We start from the raw sequence: 20,813 nt of genomic DNA, 5'->3' as shown, positions 1-20,813 counted from the left end.
GCCAAGCTGAACGGATGGATCTCGCCGCCACCGAAGCCGTCCGCCAGCTCAAGTACCGCTACTTCCGGACCCTCGATCTCAAACAATGGGACGACTTCGGGGATACCCTCGCCGTCGACGTCGCCGGTCGCTACGGCACCCACGCCCTCGGTGAACCGCTGACCTTGGACGGTCGCGACGCCGTCACCGCCTTCATGCGGGAGAACCTCGGCCCCTCCGTGGTCACCACCCATATCGCGAACCATCCGGAGATCACTGTGGACGGCGAAACAGCAACGGGCTCATGGGCTTTCGAGGACACCGTGATCGCCACCGAATACGGCGTCCTCATCCGCGGCGCGGGCTACTACTCCGACACCTACCGACTCGATCCGGACGGCCACTGGCGCATCACCTCGACCAGTTACCAGCGCATCTACGAATCGATGCAGGCCCTCGCCGACACCCCCAGCTACCAACTGCTGACGAACATGTGGGCGACTCAGAAGTAGGACAGCGCGCCGGATTTGAGGCCACTATCTTCCCGGTGGCACTCGACCGGAGCCGCAGTGGCGGCGGAGGGTGGGAATATGTCCTCCCTTGCGCCCGCTGAATTCACGACCGAGACCGCCTACCTGAACACCGCTTCGCACGGGTTGCCCGCCGCGCGAACATTGGCGGCACTGCAGGAGTTCAACGCGCTCTGGGCGGCGGGCCGTGCCGCACCGACGACGCGGGATTATCTGGTACCCGAATTGCGGGCCGGATTCGCGCGACTGCTCCCGGGCGCTTCGGCCGACGATATCGCGCTGGGCGGCACCGTCGCGGGGCTGATGGCGCCGGTGGTCGCCGCGCTGCCGCCGGGGGCGGAGGTGCTGCTCGCGGAAGGCGAATTCTCCTCTGTCTCCATGCCTTTCGTACACCGCGGCGATCTGAATGTCCGGTTCGTGCCGTTGGAGCGCATCGCCGACGAGGTCCGGCCCGAGACCGCGTTGGTTGCGGTCAGCGTTGTCCAGTCGAAGGACGGTCGGACCGTCGATCTGCCGATGCTGCGCGCTGCCACTCTGGCGGACAACGCTCGACTCCTCGCCGATGCCACCCAGGCCGCCGGTTGGGTGCCACTGCGTTTCGTCGATGCCGACTACTGGGTGTGCGCGACCTTCAAGTGGCTGATCGGTGCCCGCAGCGTGGCCTTCTTCGCCGCACCGCCGGAAGCGGCCGCACAGCTGCGCCCGATCAGCCCCGGCTGGTACGCGGCGGCTGACCGCTGGGCCGAGCTGTACGAACCGATCGCGCTGCCGGCCACCGCCCGGCGTTTCGATTCGACACCGGACTGGCTCGGTGTCATCGCCGCACTATCCGCACTGACCTTGATCGAAGAGCTGACCGTCGACAAGATCGGCGCACACAACCGCGAACTCGCCAACCGATTCCGAAATGGGTTGGCGGAGTTAGGGTTCCAGTCAGTGCCAGCGGATTCGGCGATTGTCGCCGTGTCGGGCGCGGGCGATGCGGCACCCCGTTTGGAGGAGGCCGGCGTGCTCACCTCCGCCCGGGGCGGCGGCCTTCGATTCTCGTTCCACCTCTACAACAGCGCCGACGACGTGGACCGAGCGCTCGCAGCCCTCGCCCAGTAGCGGCGGCACCCTGTCGAGCTTCGCCCCCCTCCCGGGGGGTGTGATGCTGCGCGGAGGTAAGGCGACGCGATTCCCGGGTAGCTACGCCGGGCGAGTAGCGGGTGCGGTGATGAGCGGAAGGTCGAGGGCAGTAAGGATGCCCGGCGGTGCCTGCACCACGGCCGGGACGGCGTTGACGATTCGCATCGCAGTCGCCAGCAGGGTGGCATGGTTGTGGTCGCCGTTGCGGCTCGAGGTGACCAGATCCATGGCGTAACTCGGCTCGCCGGTGATCTCGACGCGATAGGAGCCCTCGTGGTGAGCGGGCTGCGGCCAATCGGGGCACAGATCGGGACGCAGGCGCGTGACGTGCTCGAGAACCGTCACGGGCTCGTCGCCGACCATCCCGCGAACCTCGAAACGCAGTGCCGCGGCCGTACCTTCGGCGATATGGCCAGTGGCGATATCGAAGGATTCGGGAGCCGGGATGCGCTCGTAGGTCTGGGTGACCGCGTCGAGGGTGACACCGATGCCCGCCGCCAGCTGGCGCACGGTGCCGCCCCACGCGAGCGATAACACCCCGGGCTGCAACAACATCGGAATCTCGTCCAGCGGTTTGCCGAACCCCATGATGTCGAACATGACCTCGCGGTTGTCATAACTGGCGTAGTCGACGATCTCCAGACACCGCAGTTGGTCGATGCGCAGGCAGGTGCCCGCGAGCGCGAGCGGCAGCAGATCATTGGCGAAACCGGGATCGATGCCGTTCACCCACAGCGACGAATTGCCCTGCGCCGCGGCCTCTTGGATCGGCTTCAGCAATTCCTCGGGCAGCACGCCGTACGGATACTGGAAGAACACCGGCGCGCACGCCACCACATTGATGCCCGCGCTGAGCAATCTGCGCAGATCCTCGACGGCCTCCAGCAGCCGATTGTCCGTCATCGAGCAGTAGACGACACAGTCGGGTTTCGCGGCCAGGATCGCCTCGGTATCCGTCGTCGCGGTCACCCCGACCGGATCATCGAGTCCGGCAATGGTTCCCGCATCGAGCCCGTCCTTCTTCGGACCTGACACCCATACCCCGACCAGCTCGAGATCCGGATTCGCGATCACACCCGCCAGCGCATGTGCACCGACATTCCCGGTGCCCCATTGGACTACGCGGTAGCTCATGACAGATCCGGAAGCGGGAGATCGAGATTCGGCGCGATCAGGCCGCCGTCGGGTTCGAGCACCTTGCCCGTGACGTACTTTCCGGCGGGCGACACCAGATACAGTGCGGCGGCGGCGATATCCTCGGGTTCGCCGATGCGGTGCAGCGGCGTCTTGGCCTCCAGCTCGGTGCGCATCGCATCATTGCCCGCCACGATCTCCAGCGCCGAGGTCAGAATCGACCCGGGCGCAATGGCATTCACCCGGATGCGCGGATTCAGGTCCATCGCCGCCAACCGGGTGTAGTGCGCCAGCGCCGCTTTCGCCGTTCCATAGGACACGAAGGCGCGGCCGGGCAGCCGGCCCATGGTCGAGGTGATATTGAGAATCGAACCGCCACCGGCGGTTTCGAGGATCTTCGGCACCGCCGAGCGGACCAGCGCATGCGCATTGGCGACGTTGAAGTTGAACGCCTCGACCAGCGCATCCGGCGTCGTGTCGAGCAGCGGGCACGGCAGCGCACCGCCGACATTGTTGACCACGATATCGAGCCGCCCGAAGCGTTCGACGGCCGCGGCGGCAAGTCCGGCGGTCGCCTCGATATCGCTGAGATCCGCGGGCACCACGTGGGCCTGGCGGCCCACCGCCGCTACCTGCTCGGCGACCTCGTCCAGCTGACTCTTGGTGCGGGAGGCGATGACGACATCCGCGCCGGCCTCCGCGAAGGCCACCGCGATCGCCGCGCCGAGACCGCGCCCCGCGCCGGTGACGACGGCGACCTGTCCGTCGATTCGGAATCTGTCCAGGATCATGAGAGCTCCAACTGTCGAATATTCGACGCTATATTGTCGTAATATTCGTCATCGTAGAGCTGTCTCGCCGAGCCGCACAAGGGGTTGCACATGTCCGACCGGTCCCCGTCGCCACCGACCCGCCGTGTCATCGATATCGTGTCGCTGCTCGCCGCGACGCCGGAGCCGATCAGCGTCGCGGGCATCGCGGATCGGCTCGATATCGCCCGCGCGACCGCGACGGCGATTCTGGCGGAACTGGAATCGGCGGGCTGGGTGCGACGCGACGCGAGCCGCGGATACGGTCTCGGTCCAACGCTGGCGAATCTGCACGGTCCCGCACTGCCGCACGCACTCGGCGATATCCTCGCCGAACTCACCGTGCGAACCGGCTACGGCGCGACATTGAGTCGTATCGAGCCCGATCACCTCACCGTGCTCGATGTGCGCCACGGGCCCGAGCGCGTCGTCCCCGGCATCCCCGTCGGCCATCGCATCCCGATGCAATTCCCGGCGGGAGCGAGCGTAATGCCGTGGCGCTCTGCGGCCGAGCAGAACACCTGGCTGGCCACCGCCCCCGAGTCGGACCGACGCGTCGCGAGCGGGCTGCTCACGCTCGTGCGTGATCGCGGCGTCGCCCTGTTCCGCCCACGTACCGATGATGCGGGCACGGTCGAACTCCTCGCCGACCTACTGAGCGCGATGGGGACCGAACTCGTGCAGCCGCACCTGCGCACCCGGGCGCTGCGCCGCCTCGCGTTTCTCACCTCGCGGCCGTTCACCAAGGCAGAACTCGACTCCGATGCCGAACTCCCGCTGAGTTACCTCGCCGCACCGGTTTTCGATGCGAAAGGTACGGCCGCGTATGAAGTCCAATCGGGGCCGCTGCGGGCATCGACCACGAAATCCGAACGCGACGAATTCATTACCGCCACGGTGGATATCGCCCGGGCATTGACCGAAGCGCTGGCCTCCTGAGCTATTTCGTCAACGCATGCGCCGCACCCCGGTGCAGGGGCACCGGCGCGGTAATCGTCGCGGTGTCGCGGCTGATCCCCTTCGCGGCCGAATTAGCCTGTTCCAGTTGGGTTTTGCGGTCGAACAGCGTCTTGGTGAGTATGCACGCCAGGTTCGCGTCCAGATCGTCGCGCACCAGCAGCAGGTTCGGCACGACGATCGTCTTCACATCGGCGGACAGCCCGTAGACGGTGCCCGGAATTGTGCCTTCCTCGTAGACCGAGTTGACCGCGTGCATACTGCCGGTGAGTTCGGAGATATCGAGGAAACGCACCTTGCCCTTGTCGGAGGTCAGCAGATCGGTGATACCGGGTGTCGGCAGGCCGCCGGAGAAGAACATGGCGTCGATGGAACCGTCCTTCATACCGTCCACCGTTTTGGTGAGATCCAGGCGCTGGGCCTCGATATCGTTGTCCGGGTTCAACCCCGCCGCCTGCAATATCCGCTGGGCGATCACCTCGGTGCCGGACTTCGGCGAGCCGGTGGAGACCCGCTTACCGCGCAGATCGGCGACCGATTCGATCTCGGCGCCCACGCGCACGATCACCTGGGTGTAATTCGGATAGAGCCGCGAAAGCGCCTGCACCGGTTGCTTTTTGCCGTCGAAACCGGCATTGCCGAGCACCGCGTCGGCGGCGGTATCGGCGAGAGAGAATGCGACCTGATAGGTGCCGGCCACCAATTGCTGGATATTCTGCACCGACGCACCGGTTTCGGCCGCCGTCGCTTTCACCTTGCCGCCGGTCGCCTGCGAAATCTGGTCGGCGTAGGCATTGCCGAGCGCGAAGTACACGCCGGTCGAATTGCCCGTCGCGATGCCGACGCGGGTCTCGGTTTTCACTTCGCAGGTAACCTCGCCGCCGGTGTCGGACTGCGGTGTGTCGCGGCGGCCCCCACATCCGGTCAGCAATCCGGCCGACACCACGGCGACGGCGAATCCTATGGCAACTCTTCTCAAGTCGTCCTCCTTCGTGAGAGCAGCGTGACCCCGACGGCCGCGGTCAGCGCGGCCAGACCGACGACGAGCGCGCCGGGTTCCAGGTACAGCAGGGCCAGTCCGGCCACCGCGGCGAGCAGTCGGGCCGGGAGTCCGGCCGGGCCGATGCCGAGGATCCAGCCGCCGGTCGCGGCGGCCAGTGCCGCAACGCCCACACCGGCCACGATCGTCGTCCACAGCACACCGAGCACCGGCCCGTGCCCGAGCAGATATTCGCCGGGTCCGCTGAGCACGAACACGATCGGCACCAGGAACGCCGGCAGCGCGTACTTCAATGCCTGCCACATCGTCGGCACCGCACGCGCACCGGTGATGGCCGCCGCCCCCACGGCGGCCAGTGCGGTCGGTGGCGTCACCTCGGACAGCACCGAGTAGTAGAAGACGAACATCGCCGAGGCGGGCGGGGATACGTCGAGCGCGAGCAGCGCGGGACCGATGATCGCCCAGCCGATAATGAACGATGCCGTCACCGGAACCGCGAGCCCGAGCAACGCGAGTGCGATCGCGGCGAGCACCACGGTGCACGCCAACACCACGGTGTGGTTGTCCGACAACGCCTTTCCCGCACTCACCAGCAGCGATGCCAGCTGCGCGCCGAGTCCCGTCTTGGTGGCGATCGCGGTGATCACCCCCGCCGACGTGCACACCGCGACCACCGGAAGCGCCGAACGCACACCGCTGCCGAGCATCTGGAAGATCCGTCGCGGTGAGCGGGCCTCGGCGCGGGTGCGCGCATCGAGGAAGGCGAGCACGAAAGCCAGTGCGGTGGCGTACACCACGGCGCGCGCGGCGCTCACGCCGATCAGCAGCAGCACCACGATCGCGATCAAAGACAGGAAGTGGTAACCGAATCGGGCCAGCAGTCGCCACACCGAGGTGGTGCTGATCTCGACCGACTCCGCGCCGAGCCGGCGCGCATCGATCTCGACCGCGAGCAGAATTCCCAAGTAGTACAGCAGCGTCGGGATCATCGCCCACCCGAGCACCGTCACATAGGAGACGTCGAGATATTCGGCGACGATGAAGGCGGCCACACCCAGCGTCGGCGGTGACAGGATCGCACCGACACCCGCCGCCGCGAGCACACCCGCCGCCTGTTCCGGCGGATATCCGGCGCGACGCAGGATCGGCCAGGTGACCGCGCCGACCGTGACCGCGGTCGCGGTGCCCGATCCGGAGACGGTGCCGAGCAGGAATCCGGACGCGATGGTGGTGCGTCCGGCCGCGCCGCGCGAGCGGCGGAAGGCCGCGACCGACAGATCGACGAAGAACTGTGCCGCACCGGAGAATTCGAGTACGGCGCCGTAGAGGGTGAACAGCACGATATAGCTGGCCGCGACATCCAGTGGCGTACCGTAGAACCCGCTGCCGGAGTTGTAGAGCGCATCGATGATCTGCCCGAAGTCGAGTCCGGCGTGCGCGATAGTCCAGTGCTGTGGCAGGTATCCGCCGTAATAGCCGTAGGCGATGAATACCAGGCACACCGCGGGCAATACCCAGCCCGTGGTGCGCCGACAGGCCTCCAGCACCAACACCAAGAGCACCGTGCCCATGGCGATATCGACCGGATCGAACAAACCCTGCCGATCCAGGAATGCGTTGTACCCGCCCCCACCGGACCCGAGCGCCATCGGCAGCACCGGATACAGGCACACCACCAGCGCGACTGCGGCCGACAACCAGTCGAGCGGCCCAGGACCGTCCCGTCGATCGAACCATCGCAGCCCGGACCGATAGGCCAGGAACACCACCGGCAACGTCCCGGCCAGGAAGATCACCAGGTAGTACTGACTCCCCTGTGCCAACGGCCGAAAGACCTGCCACAGCACCAGCAACGCGACCGCGAACGCGGCCGTCGCCACCACCCACTCGGCCCATCCGCGCAATATCCGCGCGGGCTTCTCTTCGTCGTCGACCTCTACCTTTTCCGGTACTGCCCGCTCCGGATCAACCCCGGGCCGCACAACCGGGCGGTCGGGGGGAGGCTCGGCTTCGAGATGAGCGTCCCGCATATCCGACATTGCGCGACACTATCAACGCACGACTGCCGACATATGGCTAACAAGTATGTAGCCGAGAAAAGTAGAAATGCGGTCGGTTTGTCGCCCTAAGCCGATCTGGTCGCTCGCCCACCCAGCGGCAGCTTGTGCACGATCACCCGCCGATACGAGATGCGCCAACCGGTTGCCACACGCACGACCGTATCGTCGTATTCGACGCTGCCGCTGGTCCCATCGGCATAGATCCCGATCCCCTTGGACCGCACCCGAACCGCGCCGTCCACCTCGGCGATGACCACATTCGTTATGTGGTGCCCGGCCGGATTCCCATTGCCGAGCGCGACCGCTGCCTCCCGCAGGGCCGGAATCCCGTGTAGCTCACCGGCACCGAAATCACTGAGGTCGTAGGTGATGTCCGCGGTGAACAGCTCGTCCATCCGGTCGAGCTCGCCCGCGTCCATCAAATGACCGTGCAGCGCGATCAGGTCACCGATCTCGAACCGATCCTGCGCCGACAATGCCATGAAAGCCTCCTGCCGCCCCCTCTCCTGCCGAAGATGAGGCCTCGTCCGGTTATCCGCGACAGTAACGGACGAGTGACTACTCACGCCGCTGCTTTATCCGGCTAGGCGGGCGCGGCGGTCCGCGCCGACGGGCGGCGCTTCATGAGCCGGCGCAAGAAGTTGACCCAAGGCGATGGGCGGGCCGGGGTGACGGGTGGGTGGCCGAGAGAGACCGCGGTTCGGTCGAGCAGCGCCTCGATCATCGCGTCGTGGATCCAGCGGATGGCCAGGGGCCACAGCAGGTGGCCGATTCCGCGCAGGCGGCAGTCGATCTCGTGGCGCAGAATGCTGCTGTCGGGCCACGGGCCGTCCAGCACGTCGAGGCTGTGCGTGCCGACCAGGAAGGATCCGGGTGCGACGGTGAACTCCACGCGACGGCCCGGCACCCATTCGGTACACCGATACCGGATGACGCCGTGGCCGCCGTCGGCCCCGACACCGAGTGGCCGGTCGAGGACCAGCGCGGGCCAGCCGGGCGGCCACACCGGGCTGTCCGGCTCGGCGGCCCTGGCGAGCAATGCGCCGAGCTGGTCCGCGGGCACCGGGTACTCCCGCTGGTGGATATTTCGAACCATGACCCAACCCTCCATTCGGTCCCGTATGGAACACTATCCATACGGTAGCGTATGGAGGGCCGGACGCGAAGTTATCCGAACCACACCGACCGGTTATCCGGCGGAGGTGGGCTCGTACAGGACTATCGCCCACGGGGATTCGCGGGACGGGCGCACGGAGGTGCGTCGTTCGTGCGGTCCGGTGACCGGATCGTCGGCCGGAAATCCGGCGGCGCGCAGGCGCGCGAGGGTCGCGTCCAGGTCGCCGACCTTGACGGCGAGGGAGGGGATATCGCGTTCATCGGCACCGGCGAGCATGACCCGGGTCGGTCCGATATCGAACTGCGCCCACCGCTCACCGTCGACGAACGTTGCGGTCGTACCGAGTACCGCGGAGAGTAGATCTATTGCGGCGGTGAGGTTGTCGGCGGGCAAGATGGTGCCGAGACGTTCGACGGTCATGGCTTCTCCAGTGCTCGGCGAATGGCCGAAAAGGCTTGGTCGGCGGCGTCTTCGGCATCCGGCAGGTTGTCGGCCATGCTGAAGAAGCCGTGGAATTGGCCGTCATAGCGAATCGTGACGGCCTCGACCTCCGCATCCCGCAGCCGCCGACCGTAGGCCTCGCCCTCATCGCGGAGTGGGTCGAATTCGGCGGTGATGATGTAGGCGGGCGGGAGGCCGGACAGGTCGGCCGCACGCGGGGGTGCGGCGTACGGGTTGTCGGCATCGGCCGCCGAGGCGAGGTATTGCTCCCAATACCAGCGCAAATGGTCATCGGTGACGAAGTAACCGTAGGCATTCTCCCGATAGGAGACGGTGTCACGGGCCGGATCGAGCATCGGGTAGACCAGCAGTTGATGGGCGATGGCCGGGCCATGGCGATCCCGGGCCAGCAGTGCCGTGACGGCGGCCAGGTTGCCGCCGGCGCTGTCACCGGCCACCCCGATGCGGGCTGAATCGCCGCCGAAGGAACTCGCCTGGGCCGCAATCCATTTCAAGACCGCGTACGCATCCTCGGCGGCTGCCGGGAACCGATGTTCGGGGGCCTGCCGGTAGTCGACCGAAACCACGATCGCACCGGCACCATTGCTCATCGCACGACACAGCTGATCGTGACTGTCGAGGTCGCAGATGACGAAACCGCCACCGTGGCAGAACATCACGACCGGCAGGTCGGCATCGCAGTCGGCGGGCCAGTACATGCGAACCCGAACCTCAGGTGCCCCGACAGATCCCGGCACCAAATGCTCCTCGACCCGCCCCACCGGAATCGAATCGACCCGGGCCGCCGGACGCGCGGCGAGTATCCGCCGCGCCTCGGCGGCATCGAGCACTCCGGTGCCCAGCGCGGGAAACGCCGCCGAGGCGATATCGACGATCACCTGAGCTTCGGGTTTCAGCGGCATGCTCAGGCCTCACCCACGGCTCCGACCGGCGGCAGCGCGTCCGGCGGAATGAACTGTCCCGCCGACAATCCGCCGTCGACGGCCAATTCCGCACCGGTGATGAACGCGGCGGCATCGGAGGCGAGGAATGCCACCAAATCCGCTACCTCCGAGGGCAATCCGACGCGACCCAGCGGCAGCGAGGGAAAGCTGCCGGGACCGGTGCTCAGCCCGAGGTGCCCGATCATCGGCGTCGCGATCGGCCCCGGATGCACCGAGTTGACCCGGATTCCGAGCGGACCCAACTCGAGCGCGGCGGTCTTCGTCAACCCGCGCAGCGCCCATTTGGACGCACCGTACGCGGAATGTCCCATCAGCCCCTGCAATCCGGCCTGCGACGAGATATTCACAATAGAACCGCCCGCCGCGCGCATCGGATCCACGACGGCCTGGATGCCGAGGAACGACCCGATCAGGTTGATGCGCAGAATGCGTTCGAGTTCCGCGGCGGAGGTCTCGACGAGCGGTTTGGCGGTGTAGATCGCCGCATTGTTCACCAGCACATCGATGCTGCCGAATTCGGTGACCGCGGTGTCGACGGCGGCTGCCCATTCGGTGGCGCTGCTGACGTCGTGGCGGACGAAACGGGCTGATTCACCGATGGATTCGGCAACTGCCTTGCCCTCGGATTCGAGTACGTCGGTGAGGACGACGCGTGCGCCAGCGGCGGCGAACAGGCGAGCTTCCTGCTCACCCTGGCCACGCGCGGCACCGGTGATGAGGGCGACTTTGCCAGTGAGATCGGTCATCTCAAGCTCCCAGGAATTCGGTTGTCTCGGCACGCTCAGCTGCGCGGCTCTGCCCGGTGTTTCCGGCTCGCTCCGCTCCCCTGAAGTGCGGAATGACCTTCTCGCCCCAATGCCGAATGGTCTCCAGACATGCCTCCTGCGGCACCGTTCCCATCTGGATCAGGCACAGGATCTCGTCGGCACCGGCCGCCTGCAGCCGCTCGACGTACGCGATGGCGTCCTCCGGGCTGCCGTACGCGTGCTCGGCATTGAACACCGAGGTGGCCCCGGTCTTCACCGGAATCTTCGCCTCGTGCAGATAGGCCACATGCTCATCGGCGGCCTCGCGAATCTTGGCCACCTCGTCCACATTCGGATCGACGGCCTCGTCCGGCACCGGACCCGCGCCGTACCAGTGCTTGATGGACTGCGCGAAGAACCGCTGTCCACGCGCGCCGATCTGCTGCGCCTTCTCCCGGTCGTCGAGCACGATCGTCGGGCACAGTGCCGCGAAGTGATCGTTGACCACCGTGGAGACGAACTTCTCCCCCGTCCGCTCGGCAATGGCCGCGTCATAGGTACGGCGCAGTTCGGCGATCTCCTCCACACCCGCGAAACCCAGTACCAGCGCGCCGATTCCGTAGTCGGCGGCCAGCTTCAGCGTGTCCTTCTTGGTGCACGCCATGAACAGCGGCGGATGCGGCAACTGCACCGGACGCGGGAGCATCGGATGCGGATCGATATCGAGCAGTTCACCGTGCCATTCGAATTCGCCCTCCGGATCCTGCCAGGCCTTGCCGATAATCCGCAGCGACTCCTCGACCTCCTGATAGGTGCGGTCGGGATCGACACCGCACATGGAGGTCTCCTGCGGGGTCGCGCCGCGGCCCGCGCCGAGGTTCACCCGCCCGTTGGAGAGCACATCGAGCATGGCCGCGCGTTCGGCGGCGCGCACCGGGTGATTGAAGTTGAACGGCATGCACACCACGCCGTGACCGATGCGGATCCGTTCGGTGCGCGCGGCCACCCAGGTCAGGAAGATCTCCGGGGCGCTCATATGCGCGTACCACTTCAAGCCGTGATGTTCGACCGCCCAGACGGTGTCGAACCCCATCTCCTCGGCCAGTACCGCCTGCTCGACGCAGTCGCGCAATACCTGCTTTTCGTGATCGGCCGACGGGTCGGTCATCTGTGCCTCGAAGATCATCGAGAACTTCATGCATTGCCTCCACTCTGTTATTCCCACCCCGCCGGCTCCGCCGGCTGCCATCCCCCAAATCAATATGCCTAGTAGAAATATTTCCGATGCTCTTGTTGAGGTCAGGTGCATGTCTCGGTGGATGGGACTATTCCGGTTCGCGCCGCCCGCGCGCCCATAGCGTCGATATCGCATACGGCGTTCGAACCGACGCCGAAGAAAGGACGGACCTGACGTGGGTCGACTCGATGACAAGGTCGCGCTGATCACCGGCGCAGCGCGCGGTATGGGCGCCGAACATGTCCGCCGCTTCGTTGCCGAGGGTGCGCGGGTGGTGTTCGGCGATGTGCTCGATGAGCAGGGCGAACAGTTGGCCGCCGAAACCGGCGCACGCTATCTGCACCACGATGTGACCAGCGAGGCCGACTGGGCGGCCGCGGTGCGGACCGCGGTGGACGAGTTCGGAAAGCTCGATGTGCTCGTCAACAATGCCGGCCTGCTGCGGTTCCAGCGCATCGCCGAGATGAGCCTGGCCGAATTCACCACGATCATGACGGTGAATGTCACCGGCACCTGGCTGGGCATCAAATCCGCCGCGCCCGCGATGACCGGCGGCGGCGCGATCGTCAATATCTCCTCGGTCGAGGGATTCGTCGGTGCGGCGGGCCTATCGGCTTACAGCGCAAGCAAATTCGCTATTCGCGGACTGACCAAATCGGCCGCGCGCGAACTCGGCGCCAGCGGAATCCGGGTCAACTCCATCCATCCCGGCGGAATCGCGACGCCGATGACGGCGGCGGCGGGCTCGGGCGTCGACGGCAATACCTTCTTCGCCGGATTGCCGATTCCGCGCTGGGGACAGCCCGGCGAGGTCTCCGAGGCGGCCGTCTTCCTGGCCTCGGATGCCGCGAGCTATTGCACCGGAACCGAGGTCGTCATCGACGGCGGCATGCTCACCGGCGCCGGTTACTAGGGAAAGGGAGCCAGATGTCCGAGGAATACACCTACGACGTCGTGGTCGTCGGCTCGGGTGCGGCGGGTATGACCGCCGCGCTCACCGCCGCCTATCGCGGGCTTTCGGTGGTGCTGATCGAGAAGAGCGGCAGCTTCGGCGGTTCCACCGCCCGCTCCGGCGGCGGCGTATGGATTCCGAACAATCCGGTGCTGGTACGAGAGGGCGTGCCCGACAGCCCGGATCTGGCTCGGGTCTATTTGAAATCCGTTGTCGGCGACCGCGTTCCGCAGGCCAAGCAGGACGCCTTCCTGGACAACGGCCCGCGCATGATGACCTATCTCGGCGCACGCACCGACCACCTCCAATTCGTCTACGACCGCGGCTATTCCGACTACCATCCGGAACTGCCCGGTGGACTCGCGCAGGGCCGCAGCATCGAACCGGCGATTATCGACGGCCGACTGCTCGGCGAGGATCTGGAGCTGATCAACCGGCCGACCATGTCCGGCCCGAAGGGAATCGCGTTCACCGTCAGCGACTTCCACGATCTGAACATGATCGCGCGAACCTGGAAGGGGAAGCGCACCGCGATGAAGGTCGGCGTGAAAGCGGTGCTGAATCGGATCCGTGGGCGACAGCCGCTGAGCCTGGGCAAGGCGCTGGTAGCCCGGCTGTGGCTGGCACTGCGCGATGCCGGTGTGCCGGTCTGGCTGAATACCCCGCTCACCGAACTGATTACCACCGACGATGCGGTGGTCGGGGTGCGCGCGGAGCGCGATGGTGCACCGATCGTCATCCGCGCGCGGCGGGGCGTGGTGCTCGGCGCCGGCGGTTTCGAGCACAACCTGGAAATGCGCAAACAGTTCTTCACCGGGCCGGTCAGCACCGACTGGACCGTCGGCGCGACCGAGAATGTCGGTGACGGCATCCGGGCAGGTGAAAAGCTCGGCGCAGCTTTGGATCTGATGGACGACGCCTGGTGGGGACCGTCGGTGCGCAATCCGGACGGCCCGCCGTTCTTCTGCCTGGCCGAGCGATCCCAGCCCGGCGCGATCATGGTCAATGACGCGGGCGAGCGGTTCACCAATGAATCGGCCAGCTATGTCGATGTGGTGCACACCATGTACGAGCGGAACGCGACCGGTGTGGGCCATGTGCCCGCCCACTTCATCATGGATCAGCGCTTCCGCGATCGATACCTGTTCCTCGGTACCTTCCCGAAACAGGCCATCCCGCAGAAGTATTTCGATGCCGGAATTATCAAGAAGGCCGACACGCTCGCAGAACTCGCCACCAAGATCGGTGTTCCGGCCGATTCCTTGATCGCGACCGTGCAGCGGTTCAACGGTTTCGCGCGCGCCGGACGCGACGAGGACTTCCATCGCGGCGAATCCGCCTACGACCGCTACTACGGCGACCCCACCGTGCGACCGAACCCCTGTCTGGCACCTATCGATCAGGGACCCTTCTACGCGGTCGAGATGGTGCCCGGCGATCTGGGCACCAAGGGCGGCTTGGTCACCGACGAGCACTCCCAGGTGCTCGATGAAGACGGCGCGCCGATCGCCGGACTGTACGCGGCGGGCAACAATTCGGCCGCCGTCATGGGCAACAGCTACGCGGGTGCGGGAGCGACCATCGGGCCCGCCATGGTTTTCGGCTATATCGCGGCCGAGCACATCGCCGATTCAGGAGCATGACGTGGACAGAGTGAGTGGCAAGACGGTCATCGTGACCGGAGGCGCGCGGGGCATGGGTGCGGCATTCGCCCGCCGGCTGGTCAGCGAGGGCGCCTCGGTGGTCGTGGCGGATGTGCTCGCCGACGAGGGTAAGGCGGTGGCCGCCGAACTCGGCGACCATGCGGTGTTCTGTCCCCTCGATGTCACCGACGAATCCGCCTGGGCCGCAGTGGTTGCCGAGGCCGAACGCACCTTCGGACCGGTCTCCGGGCTGGTCAATAATGCGGGCATCGTGCACGTCGACCCGATCGAGCGGCTCGCCGAGGCGGACTACCGGCGGGTGATCGATGTGAACCAGGTCGGGGTATTCCTCGGCATGAAAGCCGTTGTGCCGTCGATGCGCCGGGCGGGCGGCGGCTCGATCGTCAATATCTCCTCGATCGGCGGCATCATCGCATTCAGCAATATCCTCGGTTACGTCGCCTCCAAATGGGCGGTGCGCGGGATGACCAAGGCCGCCGCTCAGGAGTTCGGCGCCGACGGCATCCGGGTCAACTCGGTGCATCCCGGCGTCGTGGCCACCGAGATGACCGCCGATTCCGATCGCTCGCACTCGATGGTGCACGACCAGCCGCTCCCCCGTGCCGCGGCACCCGGTGAGCTGGCCAATCTCGTGCTGTTCCTCATCTCCGATGAGGCAAGTTTCTGCACGGGCTCCGAATTCGTCGCCGACGGCGGCTACACCACCAAATGACCAAGGACAGCTGCTGTGAAGAACTTTGAGGACAAGGTCGTCGTCATCACCGGCGCGGGCGCGGGCATCGGCCGCGCGCTCGCGCTGGAGCTCGCGGACCACGGCGCGAAGCTGGCGTTGTCCGGGCGAAATCTGGCCAATGTCACCGAAACCGCCGCGTTGTGCGAGCAAGCCGGGACCAAGGCGCGGGCATACAAGCTGGACGTCACCGCCCGTGCCGCCGTCTACGCACATGCCGATGAGGTCCGATCCGACTTCGGCCCGGCCAATATCGTGGTCAACAATGCGGGCGTCTCGCTCACCGCCAATATCGAGGAGCTGACCTGGGAAGACTTCGAGTGGATCGTCGACATCAACTTCTGGGGCGTCATGTACGGCACGAAAGCCTTTCTGCCGCAGGTGATCGCCTCCGGTGACGGTCATATCGCCAATGTCTCCAGCATGTTCGGCCTCGCCGCCTGCCCGAGCCAAGCCGCCTACAACGCAACCAAATTCGGCATCCGGGGCTTCACCGACGCACTGCGCCAGGAGATGAAGATCGCGGGCCATCCGGTCGGGGTCAGCAGCGTCCATCCCGGCATGATCAAGACCGAAATCGCTTGGAAGGCTCGCGCGGGCGGTGACCGCGACCGTGACGCACTGGCCGCCAACTTCGACAGGCTGGCCAAGACGACACCCGAATCCGCGGCGAAGACCATCCTGCGCGGGATCCGAAAGGATAAGGCGAAGATCCTCATCGGTACCGATGCCCGCGTAATCGATTTGCTGCCAAGAATCTTCGGCTCCGGCTACCAGCGCATCATTACCGCCCAGATGCGAAATGAGGTATAGACCGGTCGGCACCTTATCGACGGTGAACCGGGCTTGACGGACCGGTTCACCGAATTCTTCGGAAATGGTTGCTCTAAAACTGCCGTGCTGTCAGGATATTCCCCACGCGATGACTCCGGACTCGGAGGAAGTCGCCGTTCCACCGCGAATCGAGTTGTGTCTCAACGACTTCAAGGGAACACCGGGTGAAATATCGGCACCAACCGCGGCCCGCGCCATTCGGGTACGCATCGCAGTTCAGGACCAGATCCACGCAGCAAACCTGCCCATCATGGGTACAGATCGCCCTAGCCCTCGGCAGCTTATTCGTACTGGCCGTCATCGTCGCCATGCTCTACGGCACCCCGAGTCCACTGGCCGAAACACCACGCGCTGTCACGGTTGCTAGGACCGATTGCGCTGCCGCGCCCGGCATTTACGCGCTATCTCCCTGATCGCACTCTGCATCATTTCCGTGTGCAGCTCGCTCCGGCAGCGCGCAATAATTTCGCGCCGAGCTCGGCCAGCATTTCCGCCATCTCCGGTGGTTCTCTGACCTCGAATTCCAGGCCGAGGTGGGCGATTCGCACGGCGGTCCATTCCAGTGAGTCGGCAGAGGTGCGGAGCAGACAGGTTTTGTCATCGATGGGCTCGATCTCCTCGGGGCGGACTCGGAAGGTTTCGATCAGCTGCGGGGCCGAGGCGTGAACGAGGAAGACGACTCGGCGCAGCGAGCGGGAGTGGGCCAGGGATCGGGTGACGAAGGCGGCCGCGTCTTCGGCGGGTAATTGCCTTGGGGTGCTGCGTATTCCGATCGGTTGCGGAGAATCGATGCGGTCTACGCGGAAGGTGCGCCAGTCGGTGCGGTCGACATCCCAGGCGACCAGGTACCAGCGTCGGCCCGCGGAGACGAGGCTGTGGGGTTCGGTCAGGCGGCGGGTTTCGGTATCGCCTTTATCGCGGTAGTGGAAGCGGATGCATTCGCGGTCGCGGCAGGCGGCGGCCAGGACGACCAGGGTTTCCGGGTCGACCATCGGTCCCGCTGCGGGGCCTCCCAGCGACACCGTTGCCGACCGGACCGCCTCGACTCGGCGCCGGAGTCGGGCGGGCAGCACCTGCTGCAGCTTGACCAGTGCCCGCGCCGACGACTCATCGATGCCCTCGACCGCGCCCAGCGCGGCATTGCGCAGTCCGAGCGTGATCGCGACGGCCTCTTCGTCGTCGAGCAGCAGCGGCGGCAGTGCGGTCCCGGCCTCCAGCCGATAACCACCGACCGAACCGAGGCTGGCATGCACCGGATACTCCAGTTCCCGCAGCCGCTCGATATCGCGGCGCACCGTCCGGACTGTCACGCCGAGGCGTTCGGCCAGCTCGGGCCCGGTCCATTCGCGGCGGGTCTGCAGCAGGGAGAGCAGTTGCAGTAGCCGGGCGGCGGTTTCGGTCACAGCTTCCAGTGTCCGCCGGAATGAGGACCGATCTCGACCTCATTGGCATCTACCGTGACGATCGTGAACGCAGACACCATCCAGATCATCGGGGCCCGCGCCAACAACCTGCGCAATATCTCCCTCGCCATCCCGAAAGGCAAGATCGTCGTCTTCACCGGCGTATCCGGATCGGGCAAATCGTCGGTGGTCTTCGGCACCGTGGCCATCGAATCGCAGCGTCAGCTCAATGAGACCTTCACCTGGTTCATCCGCAACCGACTGCCCAAGTACGAGCGGCCCGAGGCCGATGTGATCGACAATCTGGCACCCGCGGTGGTGGTCGATCAGAAGCCGATCGGCGGCAATTCCCGCTCCACCGTCGGCACCATGACCGATATCCAGTCCATCATTCGTGTGCTGTTCTCGCGGTACAGCGAGCCGAGTGCCGGTGCAGCGACCCGTTATTCGTTCAACGACCCGTCGGGCATGTGTCCCGAGTGCGGCGGGCTCGGCCAAGTGGTGCGGCCGGATCTGGACAAGTTGCTCGACACCGCCAAATCGCTCAACGAGGGCGCCATAAGCTTTCCACCGTTCGCGGTGGGGACATTCCAGTGGCAGATCTACGCCGAGTCCGGTCTTTTCGATCCGGACAAGCCATTACGCGATTTCTCTCCGGATGAGTGGCAGTTGTTCCTGCGCGGCAACGGATTCCGGGTACCGCGCCGCAACAAGACCGGCTCGATGGGCAGCAATGCCTATGAGGGGCTACTGGACCGTTTCGACCGGCTCTACATCAAACGCGACCTCGGTGCGCTGAGCGATAAGAATCGAGCGGCGGCGATGGCGGTCGTCCATGCGCAGACGTGTCCGGAATGCGATGGCGCACGGTTGAATTCCGACGCGCTGGCGAGCCGGATCGACGGGCACGGCATTGCCGACTTCGGCCGCATGGAGGTAACCGACCTCATCGAAGTGCTCGGCGAGCTCGATGGGACACCCGCTGCACCGATCGCCGATGCCGCCATCGCCCGGTTGCGCCGGATCGAGGAGGTGGGCCTGGGCTATCTCTCACTGGATCGCGAGACGTCCACACTTTCCGGCGGAGAAGCACAGCGGCTCAAGGTCGTTCGGCATCTCGGATCCAGTCTCACCGGGATGACCTACATTTTCGACGAACCCAGCGTCGGCATGCATCCGCGCGATATCGGCCGATTGAACAATCTGCTGATCCAGTTGCGCGACAAGGGCAATACGGTACTGGTGGTCGAACACTCCCCCGATGTAATCGCCGTCGCCGATCACATCGTGGATATGGGACCTGGCGCGGGCGGGCACGGCGGTCAGGTCGTCTTCCAGGGCACCGTTGAAAAATTACGCACCTCCGGCACGTCGACCGGTGAGCAGCTGCGGCGGGTGCATCCGGTCAAGAGCGCGAGCCGCACCCCGACCGGCTGGTTCACGGTCACCGGCGCGGATTCGTACAACCTGAAGAATCTCACCGCACGGTTTCCCACGGGCGTGCTCACCGCGGTCACCGGTGTGGCGGGTTCAGGCAAGAGCACGCTGGTATCCGGCGCCTTCGTGCGCGCATACCCGCAGGCGATCGCCGTGGACCAGTCCGCCATAGCCGCCTCCCGACGTTCCAGCCCCGCCACCTATATCGGCATCATGGACCCGATGCGGCAGGTGTTCGCCAAGGAGCACGGCGTCAAGCCGGGACTGTTCAGCTTCAATTCCGAGGGTGCATGCGCCGAATGTGGTGGGGCAGGCGTCATTTTCACCGATCTCGCCTATATGGATCCGATCACCACCGTGTGTCAGAGCTGTCACGGACGCCGCTATCGTCCCGAGGTGCTGGGCTATACCGTGCGCGGCGCGTCCATCGCCGATGTGTTGGATATGACCGCGGAGCAGGCTCTCGACTTCTGGAATGGCAATGCGGGCAGCAAGATTCGGACTCCGCTGCGGGCATTGAACGAGGTCGGTCTCGGCTATCTGACACTCGGCCGCTCGCTGAGTTCACTGTCCGGCGGTGAACGTCAACGCATCAAACTCGCCGATCACCTGCACCGCAGCGGCGGCATCTACGTACTCGACGAGCCGACCACCGGACTGCACATGGCCGATGTCGATGCTCTGATCGCCCTGCTGGACCGGTTGGTCGACGCGGGCAATACCGTCATCGTCATCGAACACGATCTCGAGGTGGTGAAACGGGCCGACTGGGTGATCGATCTCGGACCGGACGGCGGCAAGCACGGCGGCGAAATCGTCTTCACCGGAACACCTTCGGCCCTACTCGACGATCAGCGTTCCATCACAGCGGACTATCTGCGGCGCAGCGTCGCATGAGGTCCGGCCGCGCCCCCTCGACGCGTCCGGCGCACCCGCGAACCAGATTTCGATACGACAACCGCAACCAGAGCTTGCCGACACCGTCACCGGACAAGCGCGGCAGCACAACCGAGCGGCCGGTCGTCAGCAACAGCAGGTCGGCGACGCGGCCCCGCACCTCGTCTCCGGTACCCGCCACCCAGTCGGCGTCCGTGGCGATGAGCCGAAATCCCGTGAGCCGGTGCTTCGCCCAGAACGGCCAACCCATGGCCCAAACCCGAGTGGCCGCCGTCGCCGCAGCCTCGATCGGGAGGTCGATCTGTCTACCGGTCGGGATGGCGATGTCCTGACCGTGCACCATGATGTCGTAGAGGATATTGCGATAGCTGGTGACCACCGGCAATCTCCGCGATGCCGCCTGCGCCCGGATCTCGGGGACGAGATCCCGCCCCGCGTCGGCATAGCGAACGGACACATCGTGATTCAGCCGATGGAACCGCCCGCGTGCCCGCAGCCCCGCACGAACCATATCCACCGGACCGGGCGGCTGCGGCGCCAAGGCGATGTGCGCGGCGACATCCCGAATCCGCCAGCCCGCACACAGTGACGGCAGCTCCCACTCATTCGGCGCGAGATCGTCGAGCACGTCGGCGACGGCGCGTCGCTGTTGCTCGATGACCCGCCACTGCGCATCCCGGTCCATATCGGCCTCCGATACAATCTAGTCAGCTTCCCTGACTACTATAGTCAGATAGGCTGACTAACTCAAGGCTGCGCCTGTGCACAGGGCCGTGATGAAAGGACCTGCTGC

20 protein-coding genes are annotated in these 20,813 nt (G+C 65.7%); 8 read left to right on the top strand and 12 right to left on the bottom strand.

The window, feature by feature from the left end; all coding sequences use genetic code 11:
* Positions 1–14: 14 nt before the first annotated feature.
* Positions 15–491, top strand: coding sequence for a nuclear transport factor 2 family protein (locus tag ACZ60G_RS21750; protein WP_465811852.1), 477 nt, complete (start codon positions 15–17; stop codon positions 489–491).
* 78 nt (positions 492–569) lie between these two features.
* A complete protein-coding gene (locus tag ACZ60G_RS21745) occupies positions 570–1,616 on the top strand; it encodes an aminotransferase class V-fold PLP-dependent enzyme (protein WP_465811851.1) in 1,047 nt (348 codons plus the stop codon).
* 81 nt (positions 1,617–1,697) lie between these two features.
* On the opposite strand, the gene ACZ60G_RS21740 is transcribed toward ACZ60G_RS21745, so the two are convergent.
* Both ACZ60G_RS21740 and ACZ60G_RS21735 read right to left on the bottom strand, forming a co-directional pair.
* Positions 1,698–2,771 (bottom strand): NAD(P)H-dependent amine dehydrogenase family protein, encoded by a 1,074-nt coding sequence (locus ACZ60G_RS21740; protein WP_465811850.1) that lies wholly within the window; start codon positions 2,769–2,771, stop codon positions 1,698–1,700.
* Complete coding sequence (locus tag ACZ60G_RS21735) at positions 2,768–3,562, bottom strand: SDR family oxidoreductase (protein ID WP_465811849.1); 795 nt, start codon at positions 3,560–3,562, stop codon at positions 2,768–2,770. The genes ACZ60G_RS21740 and ACZ60G_RS21735 overlap by 4 nt, the downstream gene beginning before the upstream one ends.
* A gap of 90 nt (positions 3,563–3,652) precedes the next feature.
* Between ACZ60G_RS21735 and ACZ60G_RS21730 the strand changes: the two genes are divergently transcribed.
* Positions 3,653–4,519: a helix-turn-helix domain-containing protein gene (locus ACZ60G_RS21730; RefSeq protein ID WP_465811848.1), complete on the top strand. Its 867-nt coding sequence runs from the start codon at positions 3,653–3,655 to the stop codon at positions 4,517–4,519.
* 1 nt (position 4,520) lies between these two features.
* Here the strand turns inward: ACZ60G_RS21730 and ACZ60G_RS21725 are convergent, their stop codons facing one another.
* The 8 genes from ACZ60G_RS21725 to ACZ60G_RS21690 all read right to left on the bottom strand — a co-directional run bounded on the left by ACZ60G_RS21725 (position 4,521) and on the right by ACZ60G_RS21690 (position 12,064).
* On the bottom strand, positions 4,521–5,516 hold the full coding sequence (locus ACZ60G_RS21725) for a TAXI family TRAP transporter solute-binding subunit (protein WP_465811847.1): 996 nt from the start codon (positions 5,514–5,516) through the stop codon (positions 4,521–4,523).
* Positions 5,513–7,576, bottom strand: a complete 2,064-nt coding sequence (locus tag ACZ60G_RS21720; protein ID WP_465811846.1) for a TRAP transporter permease — start codon at positions 7,574–7,576, stop codon at positions 5,513–5,515. Before ACZ60G_RS21720 ends, ACZ60G_RS21725 begins: the two co-directional genes overlap by 4 nt.
* Positions 7,577–7,662: 86 nt before the next feature.
* Entirely contained in the window at positions 7,663–8,079 is a 417-nt protein-coding gene (locus tag ACZ60G_RS21715) for a nuclear transport factor 2 family protein (RefSeq protein WP_465811845.1), read from the bottom strand.
* Positions 8,080–8,180: 101 nt separating this feature from the next.
* The gene (locus tag ACZ60G_RS21710; RefSeq protein ID WP_465811844.1) at positions 8,181–8,693 is read right to left on the bottom strand and encodes a hypothetical protein; all 513 of its coding nucleotides are present in this window, start codon (positions 8,691–8,693) and stop codon (positions 8,181–8,183) included.
* A 93-nt stretch (positions 8,694–8,786) separates the two neighbouring features.
* Positions 8,787–9,134, bottom strand: a complete 348-nt coding sequence (locus tag ACZ60G_RS21705; protein WP_465811843.1) for a VOC family protein — start codon at positions 9,132–9,134, stop codon at positions 8,787–8,789.
* Positions 9,131–10,078: an alpha/beta hydrolase gene (locus tag ACZ60G_RS21700; protein ID WP_465811842.1), complete on the bottom strand. Its 948-nt coding sequence runs from the start codon at positions 10,076–10,078 to the stop codon at positions 9,131–9,133. Before ACZ60G_RS21700 ends, ACZ60G_RS21705 begins: the two co-directional genes overlap by 4 nt.
* A gap of 2 nt (positions 10,079–10,080) precedes the next feature.
* Positions 10,081–10,866: a glucose 1-dehydrogenase gene (locus tag ACZ60G_RS21695; RefSeq protein WP_465811841.1), complete on the bottom strand. Its 786-nt coding sequence runs from the start codon at positions 10,864–10,866 to the stop codon at positions 10,081–10,083.
* Between the two features lies 1 nt (position 10,867).
* Positions 10,868–12,064: an LLM class flavin-dependent oxidoreductase gene (locus tag ACZ60G_RS21690; protein WP_465811840.1), complete on the bottom strand. Its 1,197-nt coding sequence runs from the start codon at positions 12,062–12,064 to the stop codon at positions 10,868–10,870.
* A gap of 214 nt (positions 12,065–12,278) precedes the next feature.
* On the opposite strand from ACZ60G_RS21690, the gene ACZ60G_RS21685 reads away from it, so the two are divergent.
* The 4 genes from ACZ60G_RS21685 to ACZ60G_RS21670 are packed head-to-tail and all read left to right on the top strand — an operon-like array spanning position 12,279 to position 16,262.
* The gene (locus tag ACZ60G_RS21685; RefSeq protein WP_465811839.1) at positions 12,279–13,016 is read left to right on the top strand and encodes a glucose 1-dehydrogenase; all 738 of its coding nucleotides are present in this window, start codon (positions 12,279–12,281) and stop codon (positions 13,014–13,016) included.
* A 14-nt stretch (positions 13,017–13,030) separates the two neighbouring features.
* Positions 13,031–14,698: a 3-oxosteroid 1-dehydrogenase gene (gene kstD, locus ACZ60G_RS21680; RefSeq protein WP_465811838.1), complete on the top strand. Its 1,668-nt coding sequence runs from the start codon at positions 13,031–13,033 to the stop codon at positions 14,696–14,698.
* Between the two features lies 1 nt (position 14,699).
* Complete coding sequence (locus tag ACZ60G_RS21675; RefSeq protein ID WP_465811837.1) at positions 14,700–15,431, top strand: glucose 1-dehydrogenase; 732 nt, start codon at positions 14,700–14,702, stop codon at positions 15,429–15,431.
* Between the two features lie 15 nt (positions 15,432–15,446).
* The gene (locus tag ACZ60G_RS21670; RefSeq protein ID WP_465811836.1) at positions 15,447–16,262 is read left to right on the top strand and encodes an SDR family NAD(P)-dependent oxidoreductase; all 816 of its coding nucleotides are present in this window, start codon (positions 15,447–15,449) and stop codon (positions 16,260–16,262) included.
* 446 nt (positions 16,263–16,708) lie between these two features.
* On the opposite strand, the gene ACZ60G_RS21665 is transcribed toward ACZ60G_RS21670, so the two are convergent.
* Entirely contained in the window at positions 16,709–17,686 is a 978-nt protein-coding gene (locus ACZ60G_RS21665) for a helix-turn-helix transcriptional regulator (protein WP_465811835.1), read from the bottom strand.
* A 63-nt stretch (positions 17,687–17,749) separates the two neighbouring features.
* Here ACZ60G_RS21665 and ACZ60G_RS21660 point away from each other — a divergent pair, with 63 nt between their 5' ends.
* The gene (locus ACZ60G_RS21660) at positions 17,750–20,020 is read left to right on the top strand and encodes an ATP-binding cassette domain-containing protein (protein ID WP_465811834.1); all 2,271 of its coding nucleotides are present in this window, start codon (positions 17,750–17,752) and stop codon (positions 20,018–20,020) included.
* Here ACZ60G_RS21660 and ACZ60G_RS21655 read toward each other — a convergent pair.
* A complete protein-coding gene (locus ACZ60G_RS21655; protein WP_465811833.1) occupies positions 19,986–20,705 on the bottom strand; it encodes a maleylpyruvate isomerase family mycothiol-dependent enzyme in 720 nt (239 codons plus the stop codon). The two genes, ACZ60G_RS21660 and ACZ60G_RS21655, sit on opposite strands and share 35 nt — an antisense overlap.
* Positions 20,706–20,813: the final 108 nt, after the last annotated feature.

The organism is Nocardia sp. NPDC102475, from assembly GCF_055584605.1.
The sequence above is the reverse complement of the archived record's forward strand: the minus strand, read 5'-3'. Positions and strand labels throughout refer to the sequence as shown.